General features: G+C 38.2%; 22 protein-coding genes. 10 read left to right on the top strand and 12 right to left on the bottom strand.

Annotated features, from left to right (window positions below; translation table 11 throughout):
- Nucleotides 1-19: 19 nt before the first annotated feature.
- Nucleotides 20-1,744, bottom strand: a complete 1,725-nt coding sequence (locus UN64_RS08745; RefSeq protein ID WP_077361772.1) for a glycoside hydrolase family 13 protein — start codon at nucleotides 1,742-1,744, stop codon at nucleotides 20-22.
- A 618-nt stretch (nucleotides 1,745-2,362) separates the two neighbouring features.
- Here UN64_RS08745 and UN64_RS08740 point away from each other — a divergent pair.
- From UN64_RS08740 to UN64_RS08720, 5 genes are all read left to right on the top strand, one after another.
- Nucleotides 2,363-3,628, top strand: coding sequence for an extracellular solute-binding protein (locus UN64_RS08740; protein WP_077361770.1), 1,266 nt, complete (start codon nucleotides 2,363-2,365; stop codon nucleotides 3,626-3,628).
- Between the two features lie 156 nt (nucleotides 3,629-3,784).
- Entirely contained in the window at nucleotides 3,785-5,047 is a 1,263-nt protein-coding gene (locus tag UN64_RS08735) for a sugar ABC transporter permease (protein ID WP_077361768.1), read from the top strand.
- Between the two features lies 1 nt (nucleotide 5,048).
- A complete protein-coding gene (locus UN64_RS08730; RefSeq protein ID WP_077361766.1) occupies nucleotides 5,049-5,885 on the top strand; it encodes a sugar ABC transporter permease in 837 nt (278 codons plus the stop codon).
- 25 nt (nucleotides 5,886-5,910) lie between these two features.
- Nucleotides 5,911-7,431, top strand: a complete 1,521-nt coding sequence (locus tag UN64_RS08725) for an alpha-amylase family glycosyl hydrolase (RefSeq protein ID WP_077361764.1) — start codon at nucleotides 5,911-5,913, stop codon at nucleotides 7,429-7,431.
- Between the two features lie 267 nt (nucleotides 7,432-7,698).
- Nucleotides 7,699-8,718 (top strand): LacI family DNA-binding transcriptional regulator, encoded by a 1,020-nt coding sequence (locus tag UN64_RS08720; protein WP_077361762.1) that lies wholly within the window; start codon nucleotides 7,699-7,701, stop codon nucleotides 8,716-8,718.
- A 41-nt stretch (nucleotides 8,719-8,759) separates the two neighbouring features.
- Here the strand turns inward: UN64_RS08720 and ligD (UN64_RS21265) are convergent, their stop codons facing one another.
- Genes ligD (UN64_RS21265) through ku form a run of 3 tightly spaced genes read right to left on the bottom strand, consistent with a single transcriptional unit; the run spans nucleotide 8,760 to nucleotide 11,499 of the window.
- Nucleotides 8,760-9,680: a non-homologous end-joining DNA ligase gene (ligD, locus tag UN64_RS21265; protein ID WP_245801989.1), complete on the bottom strand. Its 921-nt coding sequence runs from the start codon at nucleotides 9,678-9,680 to the stop codon at nucleotides 8,760-8,762.
- Nucleotides 9,653-10,615, bottom strand: a complete 963-nt coding sequence (gene ligD, locus UN64_RS21260; RefSeq protein ID WP_245801988.1) for a non-homologous end-joining DNA ligase — start codon at nucleotides 10,613-10,615, stop codon at nucleotides 9,653-9,655. The genes ligD (UN64_RS21265) and ligD (UN64_RS21260) overlap by 28 nt, the downstream gene beginning before the upstream one ends.
- Nucleotides 10,615-11,499, bottom strand: a complete 885-nt coding sequence (gene ku / locus UN64_RS08710) for a non-homologous end joining protein Ku (protein ID WP_077361760.1) — start codon at nucleotides 11,497-11,499, stop codon at nucleotides 10,615-10,617. Before ku ends, ligD (UN64_RS21260) begins: the two co-directional genes overlap by 1 nt.
- Before the next feature lie 172 nt (nucleotides 11,500-11,671).
- Here ku and UN64_RS08705 point away from each other — a divergent pair, with 172 nt between their 5' ends.
- Nucleotides 11,672-12,805 carry a histidine kinase N-terminal domain-containing protein gene (locus UN64_RS08705; protein WP_077361758.1) on the top strand — a complete coding sequence of 378 codons (1,134 nt, stop codon included), beginning with the start codon at nucleotides 11,672-11,674 and terminating at the stop codon, nucleotides 12,803-12,805.
- 35 nt (nucleotides 12,806-12,840) lie between these two features.
- Here UN64_RS08705 and UN64_RS20845 read toward each other — a convergent pair whose 3' ends face one another.
- Both UN64_RS20845 and UN64_RS08700 read right to left on the bottom strand, forming a co-directional pair.
- A complete protein-coding gene (locus tag UN64_RS20845; protein ID WP_171978839.1) occupies nucleotides 12,841-12,978 on the bottom strand; it encodes a hypothetical protein in 138 nt (45 codons plus the stop codon).
- Nucleotides 12,979-13,035: 57 nt separating this feature from the next.
- A complete protein-coding gene (locus UN64_RS08700) occupies nucleotides 13,036-13,899 on the bottom strand; it encodes a DegV family protein (protein ID WP_077361756.1) in 864 nt (287 codons plus the stop codon).
- A gap of 195 nt (nucleotides 13,900-14,094) precedes the next feature.
- Here UN64_RS08700 and UN64_RS08695 point away from each other — a divergent pair, with 195 nt between their 5' ends.
- Both UN64_RS08695 and UN64_RS08690 read left to right on the top strand, forming a co-directional pair.
- A complete protein-coding gene (locus tag UN64_RS08695) occupies nucleotides 14,095-14,919 on the top strand; it encodes a YitT family protein (RefSeq protein ID WP_171978911.1) in 825 nt (274 codons plus the stop codon).
- A gap of 139 nt (nucleotides 14,920-15,058) precedes the next feature.
- The gene (locus tag UN64_RS08690; protein ID WP_171978838.1) at nucleotides 15,059-15,871 is read left to right on the top strand and encodes a BsuPI-related putative proteinase inhibitor; all 813 of its coding nucleotides are present in this window, start codon (nucleotides 15,059-15,061) and stop codon (nucleotides 15,869-15,871) included.
- 206 nt (nucleotides 15,872-16,077) lie between these two features.
- On the opposite strand, the gene UN64_RS08685 is transcribed toward UN64_RS08690, so the two are convergent.
- Together UN64_RS08685 and UN64_RS08680 are read right to left on the bottom strand one after the other, a co-directional pair.
- Nucleotides 16,078-16,338, bottom strand: a complete 261-nt coding sequence (locus UN64_RS08685) for a NifU N-terminal domain-containing protein (RefSeq protein ID WP_077361750.1) — start codon at nucleotides 16,336-16,338, stop codon at nucleotides 16,078-16,080.
- A gap of 20 nt (nucleotides 16,339-16,358) precedes the next feature.
- On the bottom strand, nucleotides 16,359-16,811 hold the full coding sequence (locus UN64_RS08680) for a GNAT family N-acetyltransferase (RefSeq protein ID WP_077361748.1): 453 nt from the start codon (nucleotides 16,809-16,811) through the stop codon (nucleotides 16,359-16,361).
- A 149-nt stretch (nucleotides 16,812-16,960) separates the two neighbouring features.
- On the opposite strand from UN64_RS08680, the gene UN64_RS08675 reads away from it, so the two are divergent.
- Nucleotides 16,961-17,548, top strand: coding sequence for a GDSL-type esterase/lipase family protein (locus UN64_RS08675; RefSeq protein ID WP_077361746.1), 588 nt, complete (start codon nucleotides 16,961-16,963; stop codon nucleotides 17,546-17,548).
- 21 nt (nucleotides 17,549-17,569) lie between these two features.
- On the opposite strand, the gene UN64_RS08670 is transcribed toward UN64_RS08675, so the two are convergent.
- From UN64_RS08670 to UN64_RS08665, 3 genes are all read right to left on the bottom strand, one after another.
- Nucleotides 17,570-17,935 carry a DUF3813 domain-containing protein gene (locus UN64_RS08670; protein ID WP_077361744.1) on the bottom strand — a complete coding sequence of 122 codons (366 nt, stop codon included), beginning with the start codon at nucleotides 17,933-17,935 and terminating at the stop codon, nucleotides 17,570-17,572.
- Nucleotides 17,936-17,937: 2 nt separating this feature from the next.
- Nucleotides 17,938-18,081: a hypothetical protein gene (locus UN64_RS20840; protein WP_156774253.1), complete on the bottom strand. Its 144-nt coding sequence runs from the start codon at nucleotides 18,079-18,081 to the stop codon at nucleotides 17,938-17,940.
- 133 nt (nucleotides 18,082-18,214) lie between these two features.
- Nucleotides 18,215-19,027, bottom strand: a complete 813-nt coding sequence (locus UN64_RS08665; protein WP_077361742.1) for a Cof-type HAD-IIB family hydrolase — start codon at nucleotides 19,025-19,027, stop codon at nucleotides 18,215-18,217.
- 139 nt (nucleotides 19,028-19,166) lie between these two features.
- Between UN64_RS08665 and UN64_RS08660 the strand changes: the two genes are divergently transcribed.
- Nucleotides 19,167-19,943, top strand: coding sequence for an alpha/beta fold hydrolase (locus tag UN64_RS08660; protein ID WP_077361740.1), 777 nt, complete (start codon nucleotides 19,167-19,169; stop codon nucleotides 19,941-19,943).
- A gap of 3 nt (nucleotides 19,944-19,946) precedes the next feature.
- On the opposite strand, the gene UN64_RS08655 is transcribed toward UN64_RS08660, so the two are convergent.
- Nucleotides 19,947-20,138, bottom strand: a complete 192-nt coding sequence (locus tag UN64_RS08655; protein ID WP_077361738.1) for a hypothetical protein — start codon at nucleotides 20,136-20,138, stop codon at nucleotides 19,947-19,949.
- Nucleotides 20,139-20,200 lie beyond the last annotated feature (62 nt).

Raw genomic sequence — 20,200 nt, 5'->3', positions numbered from 1 at the left:
TTTTAGTAAGGGGACGGTTTTAATTCTTTTTATACATGCTGAATCCATAAGGCAGTATTACTTCAGATGCATCATTTCCGAATAGTAATTCATAACCTTCTGGGACAACAAATGCTTTTTCAACAGGTTCATCTCCAGCGTTAAGGAGAATCATTATGCTTTCATCATAAGAAGATTTTTCATAAACGAGTGTTTTGTTATTTGCCGTGATGAATGATAGCTTGCCTTCATTCGCTAAAACTTTGTGTTCTTTGCGAAGAGAAAGGAGCGACTGAATATGATTGAAAAGATCCAAATCTTGTTTTTCTTCATCCCATTCCATGCACTTTCTGCATCCAGGGTCAGTTTCCCCAGTCATACCGATTTCATCTCCATAATAAATACAAGGAGTACCTTTGAAAGTCAGCATAAGAAGGAGGAGGAGTTTCATTTTGTCCTTATTTCCATCACAGAAGTTTAAAACCCGCTTCGTATCATGTGAGCCAAGAAGGTTAAACGCTGCTTCATTCACATTTTCAGGATACATATGCATAACAGCGGTGATTTTTTCAGAAAATACTTTTGCATCAATTGTCTCTTTTGCAACAAACTCAAGAGCTGCATTTGTAAAAGGATAGTTCATTACGGCATCGAACTGGTCACCTTGCAGCCAGTTCATCGAGTCGTGCCAGATCTCGCCTAAAATATATGCTTCAGGTTTCACGGATTTTACAGCGGTCCTAAACTCCCTCCAGAAAGAGTGGTCCACTTCGTTCGCTACATCGAGTCTCCAGCCATCAATATCAAACTCTTCAATCCAATAGCGTGTTACCTTCAGTAAATATTCACGAACTTCAGGGTTTTCCGTATTCAGCTTAGGCATCGTTTTTTCAAAAGCAAATGTATCATAATTTGGACGTGGTTCTGTCATGATTGGAAATTCTCTTAAATGAAACCAATTTTTATAGCGAGATTTCTCTTGATTTTTTAGTACATCCTGAAATGGTTCAAAATAGTATCCGCTATGATTAAATACTGCATCCAGCATCACCTTAATGCCGTTTTCATGACAAACTTTCACGAGTTTCTTAAACGTTTCCTTATCTCCGAATTGAGGATCGATTTCTAAGTAATCGATTGTATCGTATTTGTGGTTAGACTTAGCCTTAAATATAGGCGTGAAATAAATACCTGAGACACCAAGCTTCACTAGATGATCGATGTGATCGATCACACCTTGAAAATCCCCGCCAAAGAAGTTGTTTAACTTGGGTTCTTCACTGCCCCATGGTACAGCACCTTCAGGGTCGTTGCTTGTGTCACCATTCGCAAAGCGCTCCGGGAATATCTGATACCATACCGTATCTTTTACCCAGGAAGGTGCGCGAAATACATCAATCGCATTCAAGAAAGGGAAACAGAAGTAATAGGCAGTATCGTCAAACGGTGCTTCTTCATAAAAACCTTTTTCGGTATACACTACTGTTTCATCACCGTTTGAAATTTCAAAGCCGTAACGCAATCTGCGAAAAGGCGGCTGAATCTCAATAAGGTAATAATCAAACCATTCATCTGTTCCGCTTAGAGACATAGGGGAAGAAGAGGTTTGCCAACCGTCTTCCGTCCAGTCGTAAGGATCGCCATAAATTAAGGTAACTTTATCAGCATCTCCTTTTTTTGTGCGCAGACGGATATGGAGAGTCTTTTCATCATAAGCATACGCATAATTATTTCCTGCTCTGTGGTAGATCGCTTCTTTTAACATATCTTTTCTCCCTTCATTTAAAAACTTAAAGTAAGTAGTTGATCTCCCTCCAGGTAATCGCTTTCCGCGGGGCGTGCGGTGAGCCTCCTCGACGCTTTGCGTTCTTAGGAGTCTCACCTGTCCAGCTTCATGGGAGTATCCTTGCTCCTGCGTCTACAAGTAAATGCTATCGATGTGAGCTTCCTCGTCGCATGCCTTACAAGTAGCTTTTCAGGTGGTAGACACGCACCTTGAGCTCCAATCAACTTATCAATGAAGCAAATTCAAAACCTTTTAGAAACCAATAGAAAACAAACTTTCTGAAAGAAATGAAAAAAAAGGGCACAACCTATAAACTACCTAGGTTGTACCCCCTAACGCTGTACATTGCCTTCATATTGTTGAAAGTAGTATAAACCGCTTACAACTTGAAAATCAAGCAAAATGAAAGCGAATCCAAAAAAAATTAAAAAACTATTGTAAAAATTTTAAGCCAAGGTATAATGAAATTGAGCAGGTAATGCAATCGTTTTCATAAACGACAAAAAACTATATAATTCAACAGAGTTATATTTTTTTGTCAGTCTGTGCAAACGTTTGTATGCTTTGAATTTTTATATCTTATGGGGGGTACAATTCATGAAAAAGTTATTAGCATTGCCTTTAACTTTTGCTCTTGCTGCAAGTGCTCTAGCTGCTTGCGGACCGCAAGAAGACAGCACTTCAACTGGCGGTAAGAAAGAAGCTTCAAGCAAAAAGCCAGAGAAACTGGTTATCTGGGAAGACCAGGAAAAAGGTATGGGAACGAAGGATGCCATCAAAAAGTTTGAAGAGAAACACGGTATCAAAGTAGAACTAAAAGAAATTCCTATGCTTGACCAACAAGAGAAACTTCGTCTTGATGGACCAGCTAAAAAAGGACCAGATGTTATCACAACACCGCATGACCGTATCGGACCTTTAGCAATTGAAGGCTTAATTGCACCACTCAAAGTTTCTGACGATGTGACAAAGCTTTACACAGAATCATCAATTAACGCATTAACATATGACGGAAACCTTTACGGACTTCCAAAGTCAACTGAAACACCAGTATTCATCTACAATAAAAAGATGATGGATAAAGCACCTGAATCTTTAGAAGACTTAATGGCTTTCTCTAAAGGCGACAAAGGTGGAGCTCAATACGGATACCTTGCAAACTGGACAGACTTCTACTTTGCACACGGTGTACTTTCTGGATTTGGCGGATATGTATTTAAAGATGACAACGGTACATTAGATCCTAAAGACGTTGGTCTTGCGAACGAAGGTGCTGTTGAAGGATTAGATTACATCACTAGCTGGTACAACGAAGGATTGTTCCCGAAAGGTATCATTGGTGAAAAAGCTGGTTCTACAATCGATGGACTATTCACTGAAGGTAAAGCAGCGTCAGTAATGAACGGACCTTGGTCTTTCCAAGGCTATAAAGATGCTGGAATCGACATCGGTGTTGCTCCAATGCCTAAGCTTCCAAACGGTGAGTATGTAAAAACATTCATCGGGGTTAAAGGTTACAATGTAAGTGCTTTCTCTGAAAACCAAGAATGGGCTGCAAAGCTTGTTGAGTTCATTACAAACGAAGAAAACTCTAAAGTTCGTTATGAAAAGACAGCAGAAATCCCTCCAGTTGTATCTCTAATGGAGGACCCAATCATTGCAGACAACGAAGCTGCTAAAGCTGTAGCTGTTCAATCAGAGCGTGGTGTTCCAATGCCTAACATCCCTGAGATGGCAGAAGTTTGGGCTCCGGCTGCAAACGCGCTTCAATTATCTGCAACTGGCAAATCTAAGCCTCAAGCGGCATTAGACAGTGCAGTAAAAACAATCGGACAAAACATTGAAGCAAACCACAGTAAATAATATGCAATAAAAGGAAAGCGGTACCCAGTCGTCGCGGGTACTGCTTTCTCTCACTATTGTGTATGTTGGAAAGGTTTCGCTAAAAAGAATGGGTCCTGAAATCTTTCGAACTATACACAATAAAGTAAGTGGAAAAAGGAAAGGGGAAAACCTGTAATGACACACCGTAAGACGGCAGCGCTGCTGTCCATCATTCCAGGATTAGGGCAATTTTATAACAAGCAATGGGTAAAGGGGTCTGTATTTTTATTCTTGGCAGCTTGTTATTTTATTGCGTTTCTGGATTTTCTAAATATTGGACTTTGGGGAATTGTAACTTTAGGTACAGAAGTGCCAAGAGATCATTCTATATTCTTGCTTGTAAATGGTGTTATCTCATTGATTGTAGTTGCAATCGGACTGGGCTTTTATGTTTTAAACTTTTATGATGCCTATCAAAACGGCAAAAAGCGGGACATGGGGCTGCAGTTAAATACACTTCGTGAACAATATCATAACGTGATCGACAAAGGTTTTCCTTACCTTATGGTGGGACCTGGATTCTTGCTTTTAGTTTTCGTAGTTATTTTCCCGATCATATTTATGCTTCTTCTTTCATTCACGAACTATAATTTATACAACTCACCGCCTAACAAACTTGTAGACTGGGTTGGTCTTCAGACATTTATTGAAATGTTCACATTGGATATTTGGCGTGAGACGTTTATCTCTGTATTCGCTTGGACAATTATCTGGACGTTTACGGCTACAACTTTGCAAATCGGTGTGGGGATATTCCTTGCCGTACTACTTAATCAGAAAGACCTTAAGTTTAAAGGTTTAATGCGTACATTATTGATTCTCCCTTGGGCAGTACCAGCGTTTGTATCTATTCTTATCTTCTCTGGATTATTTAATGATACTTTCGGAGCAATTAATAACGATATTTTAGCAGCTGTTGGAATCGATTCCATACCTTGGATGACAGATCCGTTCTATACAAAAATTGCATTGATCTTTATTCAATCCTGGCTTGGTTTCCCGTTCGTTATGGCAATGACAACAGGAGTTCTTCAATCCATTCCTGGTGAGCTTTATGAAGCTGCTACGGTTGATGGGGCATCTACTTGGGATAAATTCAGAAAGATCACCTTGCCTATGATTCTATTTACGACAGCACCAATCTTGATCACACAATATACGTTTAACTTTAATAACTTTAATGTTATATATCTCTTCAATAATGGGGGACCTGCAGTTCCAGATCAGAATGCAGGGGGAACTGATATATTGATCTCCTGGATTTATAACTTAACGATGACATCCGCTCAATACAGCAAAGCTGCAGCGGTAACAGTAATGCTATCCATCATTATCGTTTCAGTAGCACTTTATAACTTCAGAAAGACCAAATCATTTAAGGATGAAGGAATGATTTAATATGAGTATAAAAACAGCAAATAGAATTCGTTTAACTCTGTCGTATCTTATTCTTTTAGGTGCAATTGCTGTTGTAATCTACCCGATCGTTTGGGTAGTCGGCTCTTCACTGAATCCAGGCAACAGCTTATCAAGTTCGACGATTATTCCCGAAAATGCTACCTTGGATCACTATAGAAAACTTTTTGCGGAAACAGAATATTTAACATGGTACTGGAATACGCTTAAGATCTGTTTTATTACAATGGTGCTTTCAGTGATCTTTATCGGTCTTACTGCTTATGCCTTTTCAAGATATAAGTTTGTTGGACGCAAGAACGGATTATTATTGTTCTTGATTCTGCAGATGATTCCGCAGTTCGTAGCTATTCTTGCAATCTATATTCTTGCATTCCAAGTAGGATTGTTAGATACACATCTGGCATTAATCCTTGTGTACGTTGGAGGATTAATTCCGATGAACACTTATTTGGCGAAAAACTATTATGATACGATTCCAAAAGAGCTGGATGAATCTGCACGTATTGACGGTGCCGGTCACTTCCGTATCTTCTGGCAGATTATTTTGCCGCTTTCTAAACCAATTTTAGCGGTAATTGCGTTATTCAGTTTCATATCGCCATTTGCAGATTTTATTCTGGCTTCCATTCTTATCAGCTCTGACGATAAACAAACGCTGGCAGTTGGACTGTTTAACATGATCTCAAATAAATTTGGAAATAACTTTACTCTTTTTGCGGCAGGTTCTGTATTAGTTGCGATTCCAATCGGATTGCTTTTCTTGTCGCTGCAGCGTTACTTCATCTCTGGATTAACAGCAGGCGGAACAAAAGGTTAAAAAGTATGCAACAGGAGGAACGGCGATGGGCAAAAGATTAATTTTCTTGGCTATGTCGTTTCTTCTTTTTTTATCTGTTCAAAATAAAGCGCTTGCAGAAAAAAAGGAAGAGCGGTCATGGAAAGACGAAACCATCTATTTTATTATGGTAGACCGGTTTCATAATGGTGATAAAAATAATGATTTTGAAGTTGATACATCAGACCCTGCTGCTTACCATGGCGGAGATTTTAAAGGGATTACAGAAAAGCTTGATTACCTCAAAAAACTTGGTGTAACTGCTATTTGGTTGACACCCGTTGTGAAAAATGAGGAACGTGGCTACCATGGTTATTGGACAGAAGATTTTTATGAAACCGAAGAACATTTTGGAACAAAGGAAGAACTTAAGAAGCTTGTAAAGGAAGCACATGATCGTGACATCAAAGTAATATTGGATCTTGTTGTGAATCACACTGGCTACAAACATTCTTGGCAGAGCGATCCTGAAAAAAAAGACTGGTTTCATCCCCAGGAGGAGATCAGCAATTGGGATAATCAGCAAAATGTTGAAAACGGTTGGCTAGCGGGATTGCCGGATTTAAATACAGAAAATCCAGAAACGAGAAACTACTTGCTGGACATGGCTGAATATTGGATAAAAGAAACAGATATCGACGGTTATAGACTAGATACGGTTAAGCATGTTCCAAAAGATTTTTGGATAGAGTTTTCTGAAAGAGTAAAAGAAGCCAAGTCTGATTTTTATTTGATTGGTGAGGTATGGCACAACGATCCTCGGTATATTGCAGAGTATAACAAAGCGGGAATTCAATCTTTTGTAGATTATCCTCTTTTTAATGAGATGGTAAGAATTTTTAAACAAAGCGGTCAATCCCTTTCAGAACTACACTCCGTGTGGGAAAGAAACAAATATTACTATGAAGATCCCTATATGTTAGGTAATTTCATCGATAATCATGACAACATCCGTTTTGTACGAGAAGCGCTGCTTAAACAAGAGAATCCAGAAAAAAGACTTAAGATGGCCTTGACCTATCTTTACACAGCTCCAGGAATTCCAATTCTCTATCAAGGGACAGAACATATGATGGACGGTGCGAAAGATCCTGACAACCGCCGTATGATGGACTTCAGCCAGAACAAAAAGATGGAGACCTTTACAGCAAAACTCGGTAACTTGAGACAAAAGCATCCAGCACTTCGCAGCGGAGATTTTTCCATGATAAAAGATGATGGAGCAAAAGCTGTATTTAAAAGAACGCATAAAGATGAAACGATTTATATCGTATATAACAACGATAAAAAAGACGCTGAAATCACTTTCAATGACAAGGATTTGAAAGGACATAAACTAGTTGATCTATTGAACGAAGAAGAAGCAAAAGTAAAAGGTAACAAGATGGAACTTCAAGTAAAAGGGGAAACGGCGCATATTTTCCTTTTACAAATAGATCGTTCAAACCCTTATCTCTACGCTGCAATAGCTGCAGGAGGTATTCTCGTGATCTTGTTATTGGTCTTTCTATTTAAAAAGCGAAAGTAATTATAGATAATGCGAATTCCAAAGGCTTTTCTCTATAAGATTGTTGCTTTTGAATAACTTTTCATTCTCTTCATTGACAAGTTGATTGGAGCGCTAGGAGGCTAAACGCACGCCCCGCGGAAAGCGAGCAACCTGGAGCGGAAATCAACCACTTTCAAAAGCAACCTGAAGAATCATATATCTTTTTTCCTAAGAATTCTATACAATTATGTTGGATTAAGAAAGCGTATACAGCCAGAGTATTAGTCTGAAAGGAGGACTCCCATTATGTCAGTTACCATTAAAGATGTAGCGAAATTAGCAGATGTTGCTCCTTCAACGGTATCAAGGGTTATTGCTAACAACCCGCGTATATCAGAAAAAACAAAACGAAAAGTGAAAGAAGCAATGGATTACCTTGGCTATCATCCTAACTTTAATGCTAGAAGTTTAGCTAACCGCAGCACTCAGGCAATCGGACTCGTTATGCCGAGTTCTGCAGATAAAGCTTTCCAAAACCCTTTCTTCCCGGAAGTGATTAGAGGAATCAGCACGATGGCGCACGAGCAGGAGTATGCGTTATATATGTCCACTGGAAAAACGGAGGATGAAATTTTTGATGGTGTTGTCCGCATGGTGCAGGGACGGCGTGTTGACGGTATCGTTATGCTGTATTCGAGAGTGGATGATCGGATCATGTGCTATCTGCAAGAACAGAACTTTCCTTTTACAGTAATCGGAAAACCTTTTAAAAATGCAGAAACGATTACACATATCGATAACGACAACTTTAAGGCTGGTCAGGAAATGACAGAGCACCTGCTTTCACTAGGACATGAACGTATCGGTTTTGTTGGAGGAGATTTAAATCTCGTCGTAACGATCGATCGTTTATTAGGTTATGAAAAAGCAATACGAAATGCAGGACTGCCGCATAAAGATGAATATATCGTGCACGAGGAGTTCTTAAAAGAAGGCGGTCAAGAAGCGGTAAAGGAACTGCTAGGATTAAAAGACCCGCCAACTGCGCTTCTCGTTATGGACGATCTTATGTCGTTTGGTGTTTTAAGTACATTAAACGATCTAGGTTTAAGTGTGCCAGACGATATCTCTTTATTAAGCTTCAACAATGTAATGCTTTCAGAACTTTCTTCACCTGCCTTAACTTCTGTTGATATCAATATTTTTCAGCTTGGTTATGAAGCAGCAAAAGGATTGCTCGAATGTATTCAAACACCAGGAAAACCAGCAAAACGTGTTACGGTACCATTTGAACTTGTTGAAAGACAGTCTTGTAAAAATAATTGAGTATTAAAAAAGCCTTTATCTGATGGAGTTCATTCAATCAGTTAAAGGTTTTTTTCTTTTAATGCTTGAATAACATGGGAAATAGGTTGTTTATTTTTTGCAGAGAAAAACTCTTTAAAAGGATCGCCAACTTCTTTAATTCGGTCTTGAATTACAGTTAACGGGAATAGCTCAGGACGCAGTTCTTGGGTTACTTCATGCCAATAGAGCGGGGCAGCAACGAGTGCATCTTCATTTCCTCTTACTGAATAAGGAGCAATGATGGTTTTGCCTTCCGCATGCTGGATGTAATCGATATAGCATTTGTTGCCTCTGTTCTTTTTTAGTCGTTCGATTGTGAACCAGCGAGGCTCTTTTTCAATTAAATAGTGCGCAAGGAATTCAGTGAAAAGCCGTGACTCATTAAATGTTAGTTGATCATCAGGCAATGGAATATAGATCTGCATCCCTTTATTTCCGCTTGTTTTAATAAAAGTTGTCAGGCGGAGGTTATCACAAACTTCTTTAATCATTAGTGCCGCTTCGATCGAAAGCTTAAATTCTTTCCGGGAAGGAGGATCTAGATCCATAACAATTTCTGACGGAAAAGACGTATCAGATGTCCGGTAAGGAATATGAAATTCAAAAGCAAGCTGATTTCCAAGCCATAAAAGGGTTGGCAGGTTATTGCAAACAATATAATTGATATCCTCTTCTTGAACCGTTTGAACATAATCTGGCGCATAGTCCGGACAGTTTTTTTGATAGAACCGTTCATCGCCAACTCCGTGCGGATATCTGATTACTGTTAGTGCGCGGTTCTTAAGGAAGGGAAGTATGTACGGTGCTATTCGTGTCAAATAATTGATGTATTCGACTTTAACTATATTTTGTTTTGGCCAAAGAGGCTTATCAGGACTTGTCAGTGTAACAATCTCTCCATTAACTTGGAGGTTTAGCTGTTCTTTTGCAGGCTTTCCCATGTACAATCCTCCCAGTCTACGTCAAAACGAAAACGGACAAAGCGCGGCTGTCTTAACTGATTTTTATAAACCTCTAAAAAAGAAAGCTCCACACACAGCGATGGTTCTATCATAATGATCGAGTCTGATATTCCGCTATGATTTTTTTTGACGATCTGAATAAGAGCTTCCTTCTCTTCAGGTGAGATTCCGTGTGAAAACAACCCGACAAACATGATTTGACGTTCTTTTACCACTCCAACATGGAAGAAACCGTTTTCTGTATCGTACCCTGTCAGAATAAAAGTGCTGTATTTAAGATTTTTTACCTTTACCCAGTGATTCGTCCGAGTCCCTGAAGACCACTTATTTTTAATGTTCTTCGCTACGATACCTTCGCTTTTGTTATTAATGACAGTTTGCTCAATATACTCTTTATCCTTTGTAAAAGATATAAAGTTCATAAAAGATGAGGGTATGACTACCTGGGTATCGACATCTAATGCTTCCATAAAATCCGAAAGCATTTCTTTTCTTTTTAAAAAGTGCTCGTGATAGATGTATTGTCCTTTAACAGCTAGTAAATCAAATGCACAAAAAGAGGAGGGATACAGCTTAACAGCTTGTTTGATTCTTTCGCCTTGTTTTAGCCTGCCTCTTTTTTGAATCTGTTCAAAGTTTGCTTTAAAAGGATTTTCTAATATGCATAACTCGCCATCAATTAATAATGGAAACAAGTGATCCACTTTATTTTCAAGGTTCTTTAAAAAGTCAGGAATTTCTGGAAATGTTGAGTGCAGGTAATGACCATTTCTGGATGTCAAAACAATCTTGGAATGATCCCAATAAAGAAGACAGCGGAAACCATCGTACTTTACTTCATATACCCAATCCTCTCCAACCGGAAGTTTATCAGAAAGAGAAGGGAGCATGGGTTTTAGAAAAGCAGAAATCATTAACTTGAAGCTTTCTTCTTAGCTGTCGATTTTTTCTTCTTCGTTTTCTTTTCGTCATCTGATCTTTTCTCAGATGTTTCTTTTTGTTTCTTTGTTTCTTTTTTCTTTGGTTCTTTGCCTTTACTCTCGTTGATTGAAGCTTGCAGGGCCTCCATAAGATCTACGACATTTGTCTTTGGTTTTTCTTTTGCCACTTTAACTTCATCACCAGAAATCTTACTGTTGATCAGTTCAAGAACAGCTTCACGATATTCGTCTTCATATTTGTCAGGCTCAAATGGAGCAGTTAGCTGTTCGATTAGCTGTTTAGCCATTTCAAGCTCTTTTTCGTTCAGTGAAACTTCGTCAGTTAACCCAGGAACATGGTCAACATTGCGTACTTCGTCAGGGTAAAAGATTGTTTCTAGCACCAATCCGTTTTTATACACACGTACTGCAGCAAGATGCTCTTTAGATCGGAGCGTAAACTTTGCAAGACCGATTTTGCCCGTGTCTTCCATCGCTTTTTTTAATAGAGCGAAAGATTTCGTTCCGTTTTCTCCAGGGCCAATGAAATAAGAGCGGTTGTAAAAAATCGGATCAATCTCTTCTAATTGAATGAAATCAATAATTTCTATCGACTTATCAGATACGCCAGCTAGTTCATCCAGCTCATCTTTTTCTACTACAACAAACTTTCCAGGTTCATATTCATACCCTTTCACAATTTCTTTAGTATCAACTGTTTCTTCACATACTGGGCATATCTTTTCATATTGAACAGGGCTGTGGCACTTTTCATGTAAATATCTCATCTTTATATCTTTATTTTCTGTAGCAGCAAACAGTTTAATTGGGATATTTACTAGTCCGAAGCTGATTGCACCTTTCCACATCGTATGCATGGTAACCCATCCTTTCAGGAATCGTTTACTACATAGTGTTTGATTTTCCATTAAAATAAACATCATGTATATTTTTCCAACTTTTATACACATTTCGACAATGCATTGTAGAATCATGTAAAATCCTTCATAATGGATGGCAGAGATTGATTATTTAAAGGGTGATTACTAAATGGAAAGCAGTACACATGAACAAATAAATAAGAAGCTGGCTTCGTTCCTTAGCGAGCAGAAATCGAGCATCGTTGAAAAATGGCTTGAAAATGTACTGTTGCCGCAGAATGATCCTTTTTATGAGGAAGTCAAAAAGAACGGCTATCAAACGATCGTAGAACTGATCTGTTACTTAGAAACTGGTTCACTCGACAGAGTAAGCAGTCTTACAAACAAAATGGCCAAAGAGCGAATTGAAGCAAAGGCAAACATCGGAGATTTTGTACATAACATAAATATCGGGCGGAGCATAGTATACGAGCTTTTAATGTGTTCTTTATTAAACGAACATGAAAAAGGCGAAGGTGTCCTTATGATGCAGCGTTATTTTGATCACCTTCTATTTTTAAGTGTGAAAGACTATACGGCCTTAAAGGACTCTATCATAGATAGAAAAAATCAGTTTATCCAAGAAATGCACCACGACAGGCTAACAATGCTTGGGCAGATCGCAGCAAGCTTTGCACATGAGTTCAGAAATCCGCTGACATCAGTAAAAGGATTTATTTATTTGCTTCAAAGAGAACTGAAGAAAACGGATCAATCAGATTATTATTTTGAGATTATCGAGAATGAGATACAGAGTCTGGAAGAAAAAATCACTCAGTTTCTTTATTTATCCAAAATGAGAGGTCTTGAAGATAAGCTTGTGAGTGTACCTTTAACTACACTCTTAAAAGAGATGATTGAATTTATGTATCCTCGATTCACCGAAACGAATATCATCATTCATGCTGATTTGGGTGAAGAAGTATATATTGAGGGAGACAGTTCACAGATCAAACAGGTCTTATTGAATATTCTCGTGAACGCAGTTGAAGAATTAAGTGAGTGGAACGGCGAACGTAATATAGAAGTAAAGCTGAAAAGGACTTTAGATGATAAGGCTGAACTTTCTATATGTAATAACGGAAATCCAATCCCTGAATATTTGCTGGAGAACGTATTCGAGCCTTTTGTAACAACCAAATCCCTTGGGACGGGTCTGGGATTATCTGTTTGCAAGCAGATTGTAGAAAAACATAACGGTTCAATCGAAGTAAGTTCCAAAGAAGATTTCACATGTTTTACGATAAAATTTCCAATCATATAAAAAAGCTCCCGGAACGTTCGGGAGCTTTTTTCATGCTAAAGATGGTCGGGCTTTTTTGAGTAAGGCTGTTTGCCTTTTTGTTTTATCTCATGTTCAGCTTCGTTTTTAAGCTGGTTCATCGCCTGATTATCTTCTGGTCGTTTATTATCGTCTTTTGTATACCTGTGTGTCATATAGAATCCCTCCTGTCTCTAACATCTGTCAGAAGGAAATCGATTATGCATCATGTTTCAATAAACTTTTTTAGGTGTATTTAAAAAGAATAACGCAATTGTTCCTGGTCCTGCATGTGCACCAATCGCACAGCCGATCATCGTGATTAAGATGTTTCGGTTGTCTGTTTCTGCGATTATCAATTCTTTAAGTGCTTGTGCCGTTTCTGTATCATCAGCATGGCTGATTCCAATCGTTATATCATCCAGTGACTCAGCACGTTCCTTCATAAGTTCGACCATACGTCCTAAAACTTTCTTTTTTCCTCGCAATTTTTCAAGCGGGAATAGCTTGCCGTCTTCCATATGCAGAACAGGTTTAATCTTTAGAAGAGCACCCATAACTGCGGCTGTTTTACTAACCCGGCCGCCCCGTAATAAATATTCAAGGTCATCAACGGTAAAAATAGATTCAAGATGTTTCTGATAATGCTGCAGGGTATTCAGGATTTCCTTCATTGTTTTTCCTGCTTTAGCTTCTTTGGCTGCCTCATAGACCATAAGTCCATAGCCAAGCGATGCAGCCTGACTGTCAAAAACTTCGATTTGTGCGTCAGGATATTCTTCTAGTACTTCATTTTTCATGAGGACAGCTGTTTGATACGTGCCGCTGATTCCTGAAGATAAGGTTATGTAGATGGCTTGTTGTCCATTTTTTGCATAGGAACTTAATGTTTCTTTAATAAGAGCAGGAGGGACTTGTGCTGTTTTCGGTACTGCTCCATCTTTCATATATGTATAAAGCTGTTTTGGTTCAATGTTTGACCTGTCTAAATATTCTTCATTGTTTATCTGTACGACTAATGGAAGCATTGAGATATCGTATTCATCCAAAAGTTGTTTGGGCAGATCTGAACCTGTATCCGTTATAATATGAATCATTTCATTTCACCTGCTTGGCTTTTTCTATAGTTTAACGTGTGATGGAATGAAAAGGCAATCATCATCTTTATAAAAAGGTTAATTTAGCTATTGACGGTGTTCTGCTTTTTCTGTTAAAAATGAATCTTGGACTATGAAAGGAGGACTCTCATGATCAAAGAACGTTTTCGTATCTCTGAACTAGGGATAAATGAAATGAAGACAATCTTTTTTATAATAGTAGGGGCAATCTTAAACGCAATATCACTGAATATGTTTTTGATTCCTGCAAAAGTATACGCAAGCGGATTTACTGGCGTATCTCAGCTTATTTCGTCACTGCTTGAAAATACGGCATTTCCTATTTCAACTGGTATTTTATATTTAATCTTTAATATTCCGGTTACGGTTCTCGGCTGGATGAAAGTAGGCAAGTCGTTTACGATTTACAGTTTCTTAAGCGTACTCATGATTACTTTTTTCTTAGAAATAATTCCTATCACTGTAGTTTCAACAGACATTCTACTGAACGCCGTTTTTGGTGGTGTAATTGCTGCATTAGGTGTAGGGGTTACATTAAAATATGGTGCATCAACTGGTGGATTAGATATTATTGCCATGGTTCTTTCAAGAATGAAAAACAAACCAATCGGCGGTTACTTTTTCATATTAAACGGATTAATCATTATGGCAGCAGGTTTCTTATTCGGCTGGGAAAAGGCATTGTATACGTTAGTTGCTCTCTATGTATCTTCACGTGTCATCGACGCAGTACATACTCGCCATGAAAAGCTTACTGCAATGATTGTTACGAAGAAAGGGAAAGAGATACAAGAAGCCATCCACGGACGTATGGTGCGAGGGATTACAATTATTCCTGCAAAAGGAGCTTTCTCTAACCATGATAAAGAAATGCTCATGATTGTAATAACACGCTATGAATTATACGACCTTGAGCTGGTCCTAAAAGAAGTGGACCCTAATGCTTTTACGAATATCATTCATACTCAAGGCATCTATGGATTCTTCCGCAACGACTAGGGGACAGACCCCATAAACATACAAATACACTGATTTTGTCCACACGGCACGGACATTGTCCTGGCCGTGTTTTATTTATGAATCTTTTCGTTAAAATCACCATATAAAGGTAAAAATGAATGAGAAGGTGGTGATTTGCTTGGTACAAAAATTAAAGCAAATGTTGTTAGTAATAATTACTTCATTACTCATTTTTTCGACCCTATTTGCATGCAGCAAAGAAGAGAATAAAGTTACTGGAAATGAAAGTGTGAGTTCACAGCTTAATCCTGTTATTTCTGTTCAACAGAGAAACGATGGAGTCGACTTTTTGGTAGCTTTAGAGAACCAAAGCAATCATACAGTAACACTGAACTTTAAGAGCTCTAAAATGTTTGATATTACGGTTACAGATACAACGGGAAAAGAGAATTATAGGTATTCTAAAGGCAAGAAGTATAAACAGCAGACAGTGAAGGTACAGATAAAGGCAGGAGCAAGCCATTTATGGAAGGCAAAGTGGAAGCTTTCGCCAGAGGACAGAAAAGCTGGAATATACGAAGTAAAAGCGGTATTCAACCCGAGCAAAGTCACACCAGGGAAGATTAAAACAGAAAACCTGACTGTTATAGAGAACTTGACCTTGCAATCAGGAATAGCAGATTTGAAAAATAACTCATTTAGAAATATTCACTTCACAGGGACCGATGGGGAATATAAAGTTTCTGGTGAAGCAAGAGTTTTTGAAGCGTCATTTGCCTACTTAGTTACAGAAGGTCATGAAGTGTTGGTTGAAAATCATGCCCAAACTGCAGAAGGAGCACCCGCATGGGCACCTTTTTCGTTTGAAATCAACATCCCTGAAGAAGACTTGCCGATTAATGGTACCTTGATGCTCGAACTGTTCTATTTTAGTCCGAAAGATGGCGAGAAAACAGATGTATTAGCTGTGCCGTTGGAGACATTTAAATAAAAATAGGTAGATATTGATAAGTGCATGTATTATTGCGTGCTTAGGAAGGTTTATAAGCGTTCACGAGAGATTTGTGCGCGTTCGCGGAGATTTATGACCGCCCCCGAAAATTATACCGCCGAAGTAAAACCCATAATTACAAAATGAGTACAATTAGAATCAAAAAACCAGCCCATCATACATTGGCTGGTTTCATAATTTACATATTAAGCATTTTCATTTAAAGCTTTTTCAATTTCAGGCATAAGCTGATTCCAGTCACTGTCGATTGTTTTGTTGACTGTGATGAAATTTTCAAAGCCAAAGATTGATTCTACACCGTCGATCGACAATAGCGCTTTTGCAAGAGGTGAGTCTGTATCGTCACCAACACGTGCTGATAATCTTCCTTCTAGAAACTTTTCAGATGCGTCAAACTTAATTGCGTTTGGATTTGGTGTAGGATGGATCGAAAATTCAATTGCCATAAAAAACACTCCTTCGTTTATTAAAAATTAAATGCGTATCTCTTTGAGATGATATCATGAAAATCCAATGAGTTATACAAATGCTTCGTTACAGAGTTGTTGATTCCTGTTTCTAATTCAATTGATTTTATTCCATCACGTTCGGCCCAGTAGATCAAATGAAGAAGCAGCTTGCGGGCAATCCCCTTATTTCGGTACCCTTCATGTACATACAGTTCATTGAGCCATAAATAAGGACCACCGATGCGAATGCTTATTCCCAAATTAAAAAAAGCAAGTCCGATAATAGCATCGTTTTCCTGAGCAACAATGATCCCGCTCTTATCGGGATTTTCCAGAGCAAGTTTAACTCCTGCAAGCGTTCGGGAATGTTCCTCAGGTTCACCATCCATTGTGCGCTGCTGAATAAAAAGGTGCGCAATTTCTTCGATTATATGGGATTCAGCGTCATTCGTTACTCGATATATTTTCATTTAAAATGCCCCCAAAATTACTCTTAAAACATTAAATTTAAACATAACATAACACATTATAACAAATTTATTGATGCTATGACGTTTGATAAATGGAAATTTCTTTCGAATAACTATAAAAATAGACAATAAAAAGGAGATGGGTGGGATTGAAGACTCTTGTATGTTTTGGAGACAGCATCACTTCGAAAGAAAAGAGTAAAGATGGCTCATTGCGGCTAACATCCCGATTAAGGCAGGAATTAACAGAATGGGTAGTTATGAACGCTGGTATCCCTGCTGAAACAACAAGGGCGGCTCTTGTCAGACTGCAAGATGATGTTTTGAGGCATAAGCCCGACTTTGTAACGATTTTGTTTGGTGCCAATGATTCAAGTGACCACAGACTCATCCCTTTAAAAGAATACGAAAAAAACCTTACGTACATGGTAAATAAAATCGGTGCAAAAAAAGTAATTCTGATTAGTCCTGCACCAGTTGATGAGGAAAAGCAAAAAGCAAGAACGAATGAAAGAATGAAAGCGTACGCACAAACAGTTAAAAAAGTAGCCAAGCACGAGGGGACTGCCTATGTACCTCTTTTTGAAATACTTAATGAGATGGAAATTGGCAAGTATGTTATTGAAGACGGTCTTCATTTCAATAAATATGGTTATGAAGAATTAAGTGAACTTGTTTTAAGAAAAATTAATACACTAACCGCCATAACATTTCCAAAAAAACAGCTTTCTCCATAAAAGAGGAAGCTGTTTTGTGTGTTACTGCAATTTATTTTGGTTTGAGTCTTCTTCTAGAAGATTTTGAGCATCTTCTAAGCTTAAGCCAGTTGCCTGAGAGAAGGATGAAGGCTGCCCTGTTTGAGCAGAAGTGCCAGCATGATTTGAATGAGCATCAAGTTCCTGCTGAAGTTCAGCAAGCTGAGCGCGTTCTGCATCAGAAGAATTCGCCATAGCTGAGGATAAAGCATTTTGAGCAACCTCCATATCATGGCTCGAAAGGTTCGTGTGTGATGTATGACTATTCGTGTGATTATTGTTATTCATCATCTCATTAGCTGAATTTTGAAACTTTCCAACAGCCTGCTGAACAGCATTTCTTGCCATTTGATATAATTTATTTGCCATCTTTATATGCCTCCTAGAGAGTTTCTTTCTTCTTTTTCACGCTTGCGGTCTTCTTGTTCATTTTTGCTGAATGCCATGGTCGTTTCTTGACTCACCATATCAGCACCTTGTTTAATGGTACGTTTTGAACGGCTTTTTTTACTCATTTAAAATACCTCCTTTTCTCCCGTATGTTTAGTTTTAACCGTGAAGATAACATTATGTAAAAAGAAGATGAAACAGCATATAAAAGTAATGGAAAAATAAAAAACCTCTGGAATCCCAGAGGTTTTCGGTAAACTACACCAGTTCTAATACATTTTTCAAATAGTGCGCAATTCCTTCTTCTTCATTTGTTTTCGTAACATAATTCGCCCGCTCTTTAAGTTCATCAATTGCGTTGCCCATCGCAACACCATGTCCTGCATATTCGATCATTTCAAAGTCATTGTCCTCATCACCAAACGCAATGATTCGTTCTTGTGGAATATTGTAATAAGCTGCAACTTTTTCAAGACCAGTTGCTTTATTTATTCCGGAACGAATGACTTCGATGATGTTCCATGGAGCCGCCCAGACACGCTGATCAACTACTTCGGCATGCTCCAGTTCCAGCATTTTTCTAAGATCAGCAATATGATGATCTTCAGGATGAACAAGAATTGCTGTTGGGTCCTCGGTTAATGTTTTTTGAAGATCTCCGATTTGAAGAGGATTTTCATTCATTATGAACGTATTAACAATAACTTCATCGTGTTTTCTTAAATAAACTTCATCAAGAACTTCTACCATGATGTTTTTTACCTTAAAGGTTTCACATGCTTTAATAATTCTTTGTGCGACATCGAGCTCCAAAGGTGAATGGTGAATACCGAAAGAAGCATCATGCGGATGGTGAACAAAAGCACCGTTAAAATTTACGATAGGAGTTTTTAATCCAAGCTCTTCATAATACATGTTTGATGAACGATAAGGTCTGCCAGTTGAAATGCAAACATGGTGGCCTTTTTCGATCAGTTCAAAAAGCAATGCTTTTGTCTTGCGGGGAATTTTCTTTTCATCTGTCAATAAAGTTCCATCAAGATCAAGTGCAATTAAGTATGGTTGTGTCACAAAAGTACCTGCCTTTTTATTATGCTTTACGTAAAGTGTAATATTTTCCCTTAAAAAAGTCTATTCATATAGGTCTTCATTCATGAAAATGAAGCGTGTCTCGTGATAAGATGGAAAAAAAGAGAAAGAGGAGATACATTTGGTTTCAATTCAAAAAGGAAGGATAGGGGATATCCCTTTTTTAATGGCTGAAAAAGAAGAAAATAAAGGGATGCCGCTGCCGCTCTTTATTTTTGTACATGGATACACAAGTGCAAAAGAACACAATTTGCATTTTGCATATACGCTTGCTGAAAAAGGTCTTCGTGTCATTTTGCCAGATGCTCTTTATCATGGTGAACGAATTTCTCCCAACCCTCCAAAAGTTATGGAATATGAATTTTGGAACATTGTTCATCAAGGTATTAAAGATGTAGACGACATCATAGATTGGGCAAACGAAAATAATTTGGTTTCGAATGGAGAGATCGCGGTTGGCGGGACTTCAATGGGAGCCATTATAACGTATGGTTCGCTTGTAAACAATCAGGATATTAAAGCGGGATGTGCATTAATGGGAACTCCTTCGCATGAAGATTTCGCCAGATGGCAAATCGAAAGGATCGAAAAGGCGGGGTATAAGCTGCCTCTTTCAATAGAAGAATTAGATCGATCATATGAATTAATCAGTAAATATGATCTTGTTCAAAATATGGATAAACTGAATAACAGACCATTATTTATCTGGCATAGTGAGATCGATGCCGTTATTCCATATGATTTTGCAAAGCCTTTCGTGGATCGTCTTACTGAAAATAACAGCATGTCAGTTTACATGAATGACAAGACATCTGGTCATAAAGTTTCGCGTCCTGCTTATTTGAATGCTGTTGAATGGATCGCTAAAAATATTAAAGCAAAAAAAGAAACGGTGTAGTCATTACCCCGTTTCTTCTAACTTAAGGCGATATGTTCTTTTTGGCTGGTACATATGATCAATTTCGTCAATTTGCTTTTGAAGTGAATGCATGATGCGGAGTGTCCAAACACCCTTCTCGTTAAATTCTTCTGGGATGTCGGTAATGGTTACTTTATTGCCGCTGCGGTGGTAATATTCATAAGAAACCTTCATAAATCAACATCCTTTCTATAATTTAAAAAAATAATAACAAATTTAAATAAAAAAGTAAACTG

Origin of the sequence: Fictibacillus arsenicus, assembly GCF_001999465.1 — a bacterium.
GTDB classification, from domain to species: Bacteria; Bacillota; Bacilli; order Bacillales; family Fictibacillaceae; genus Fictibacillus; species Fictibacillus arsenicus.
The sequence above is the reverse complement of the archived record's forward strand: the minus strand, read 5'-3'. Positions and strand labels throughout refer to the sequence as shown.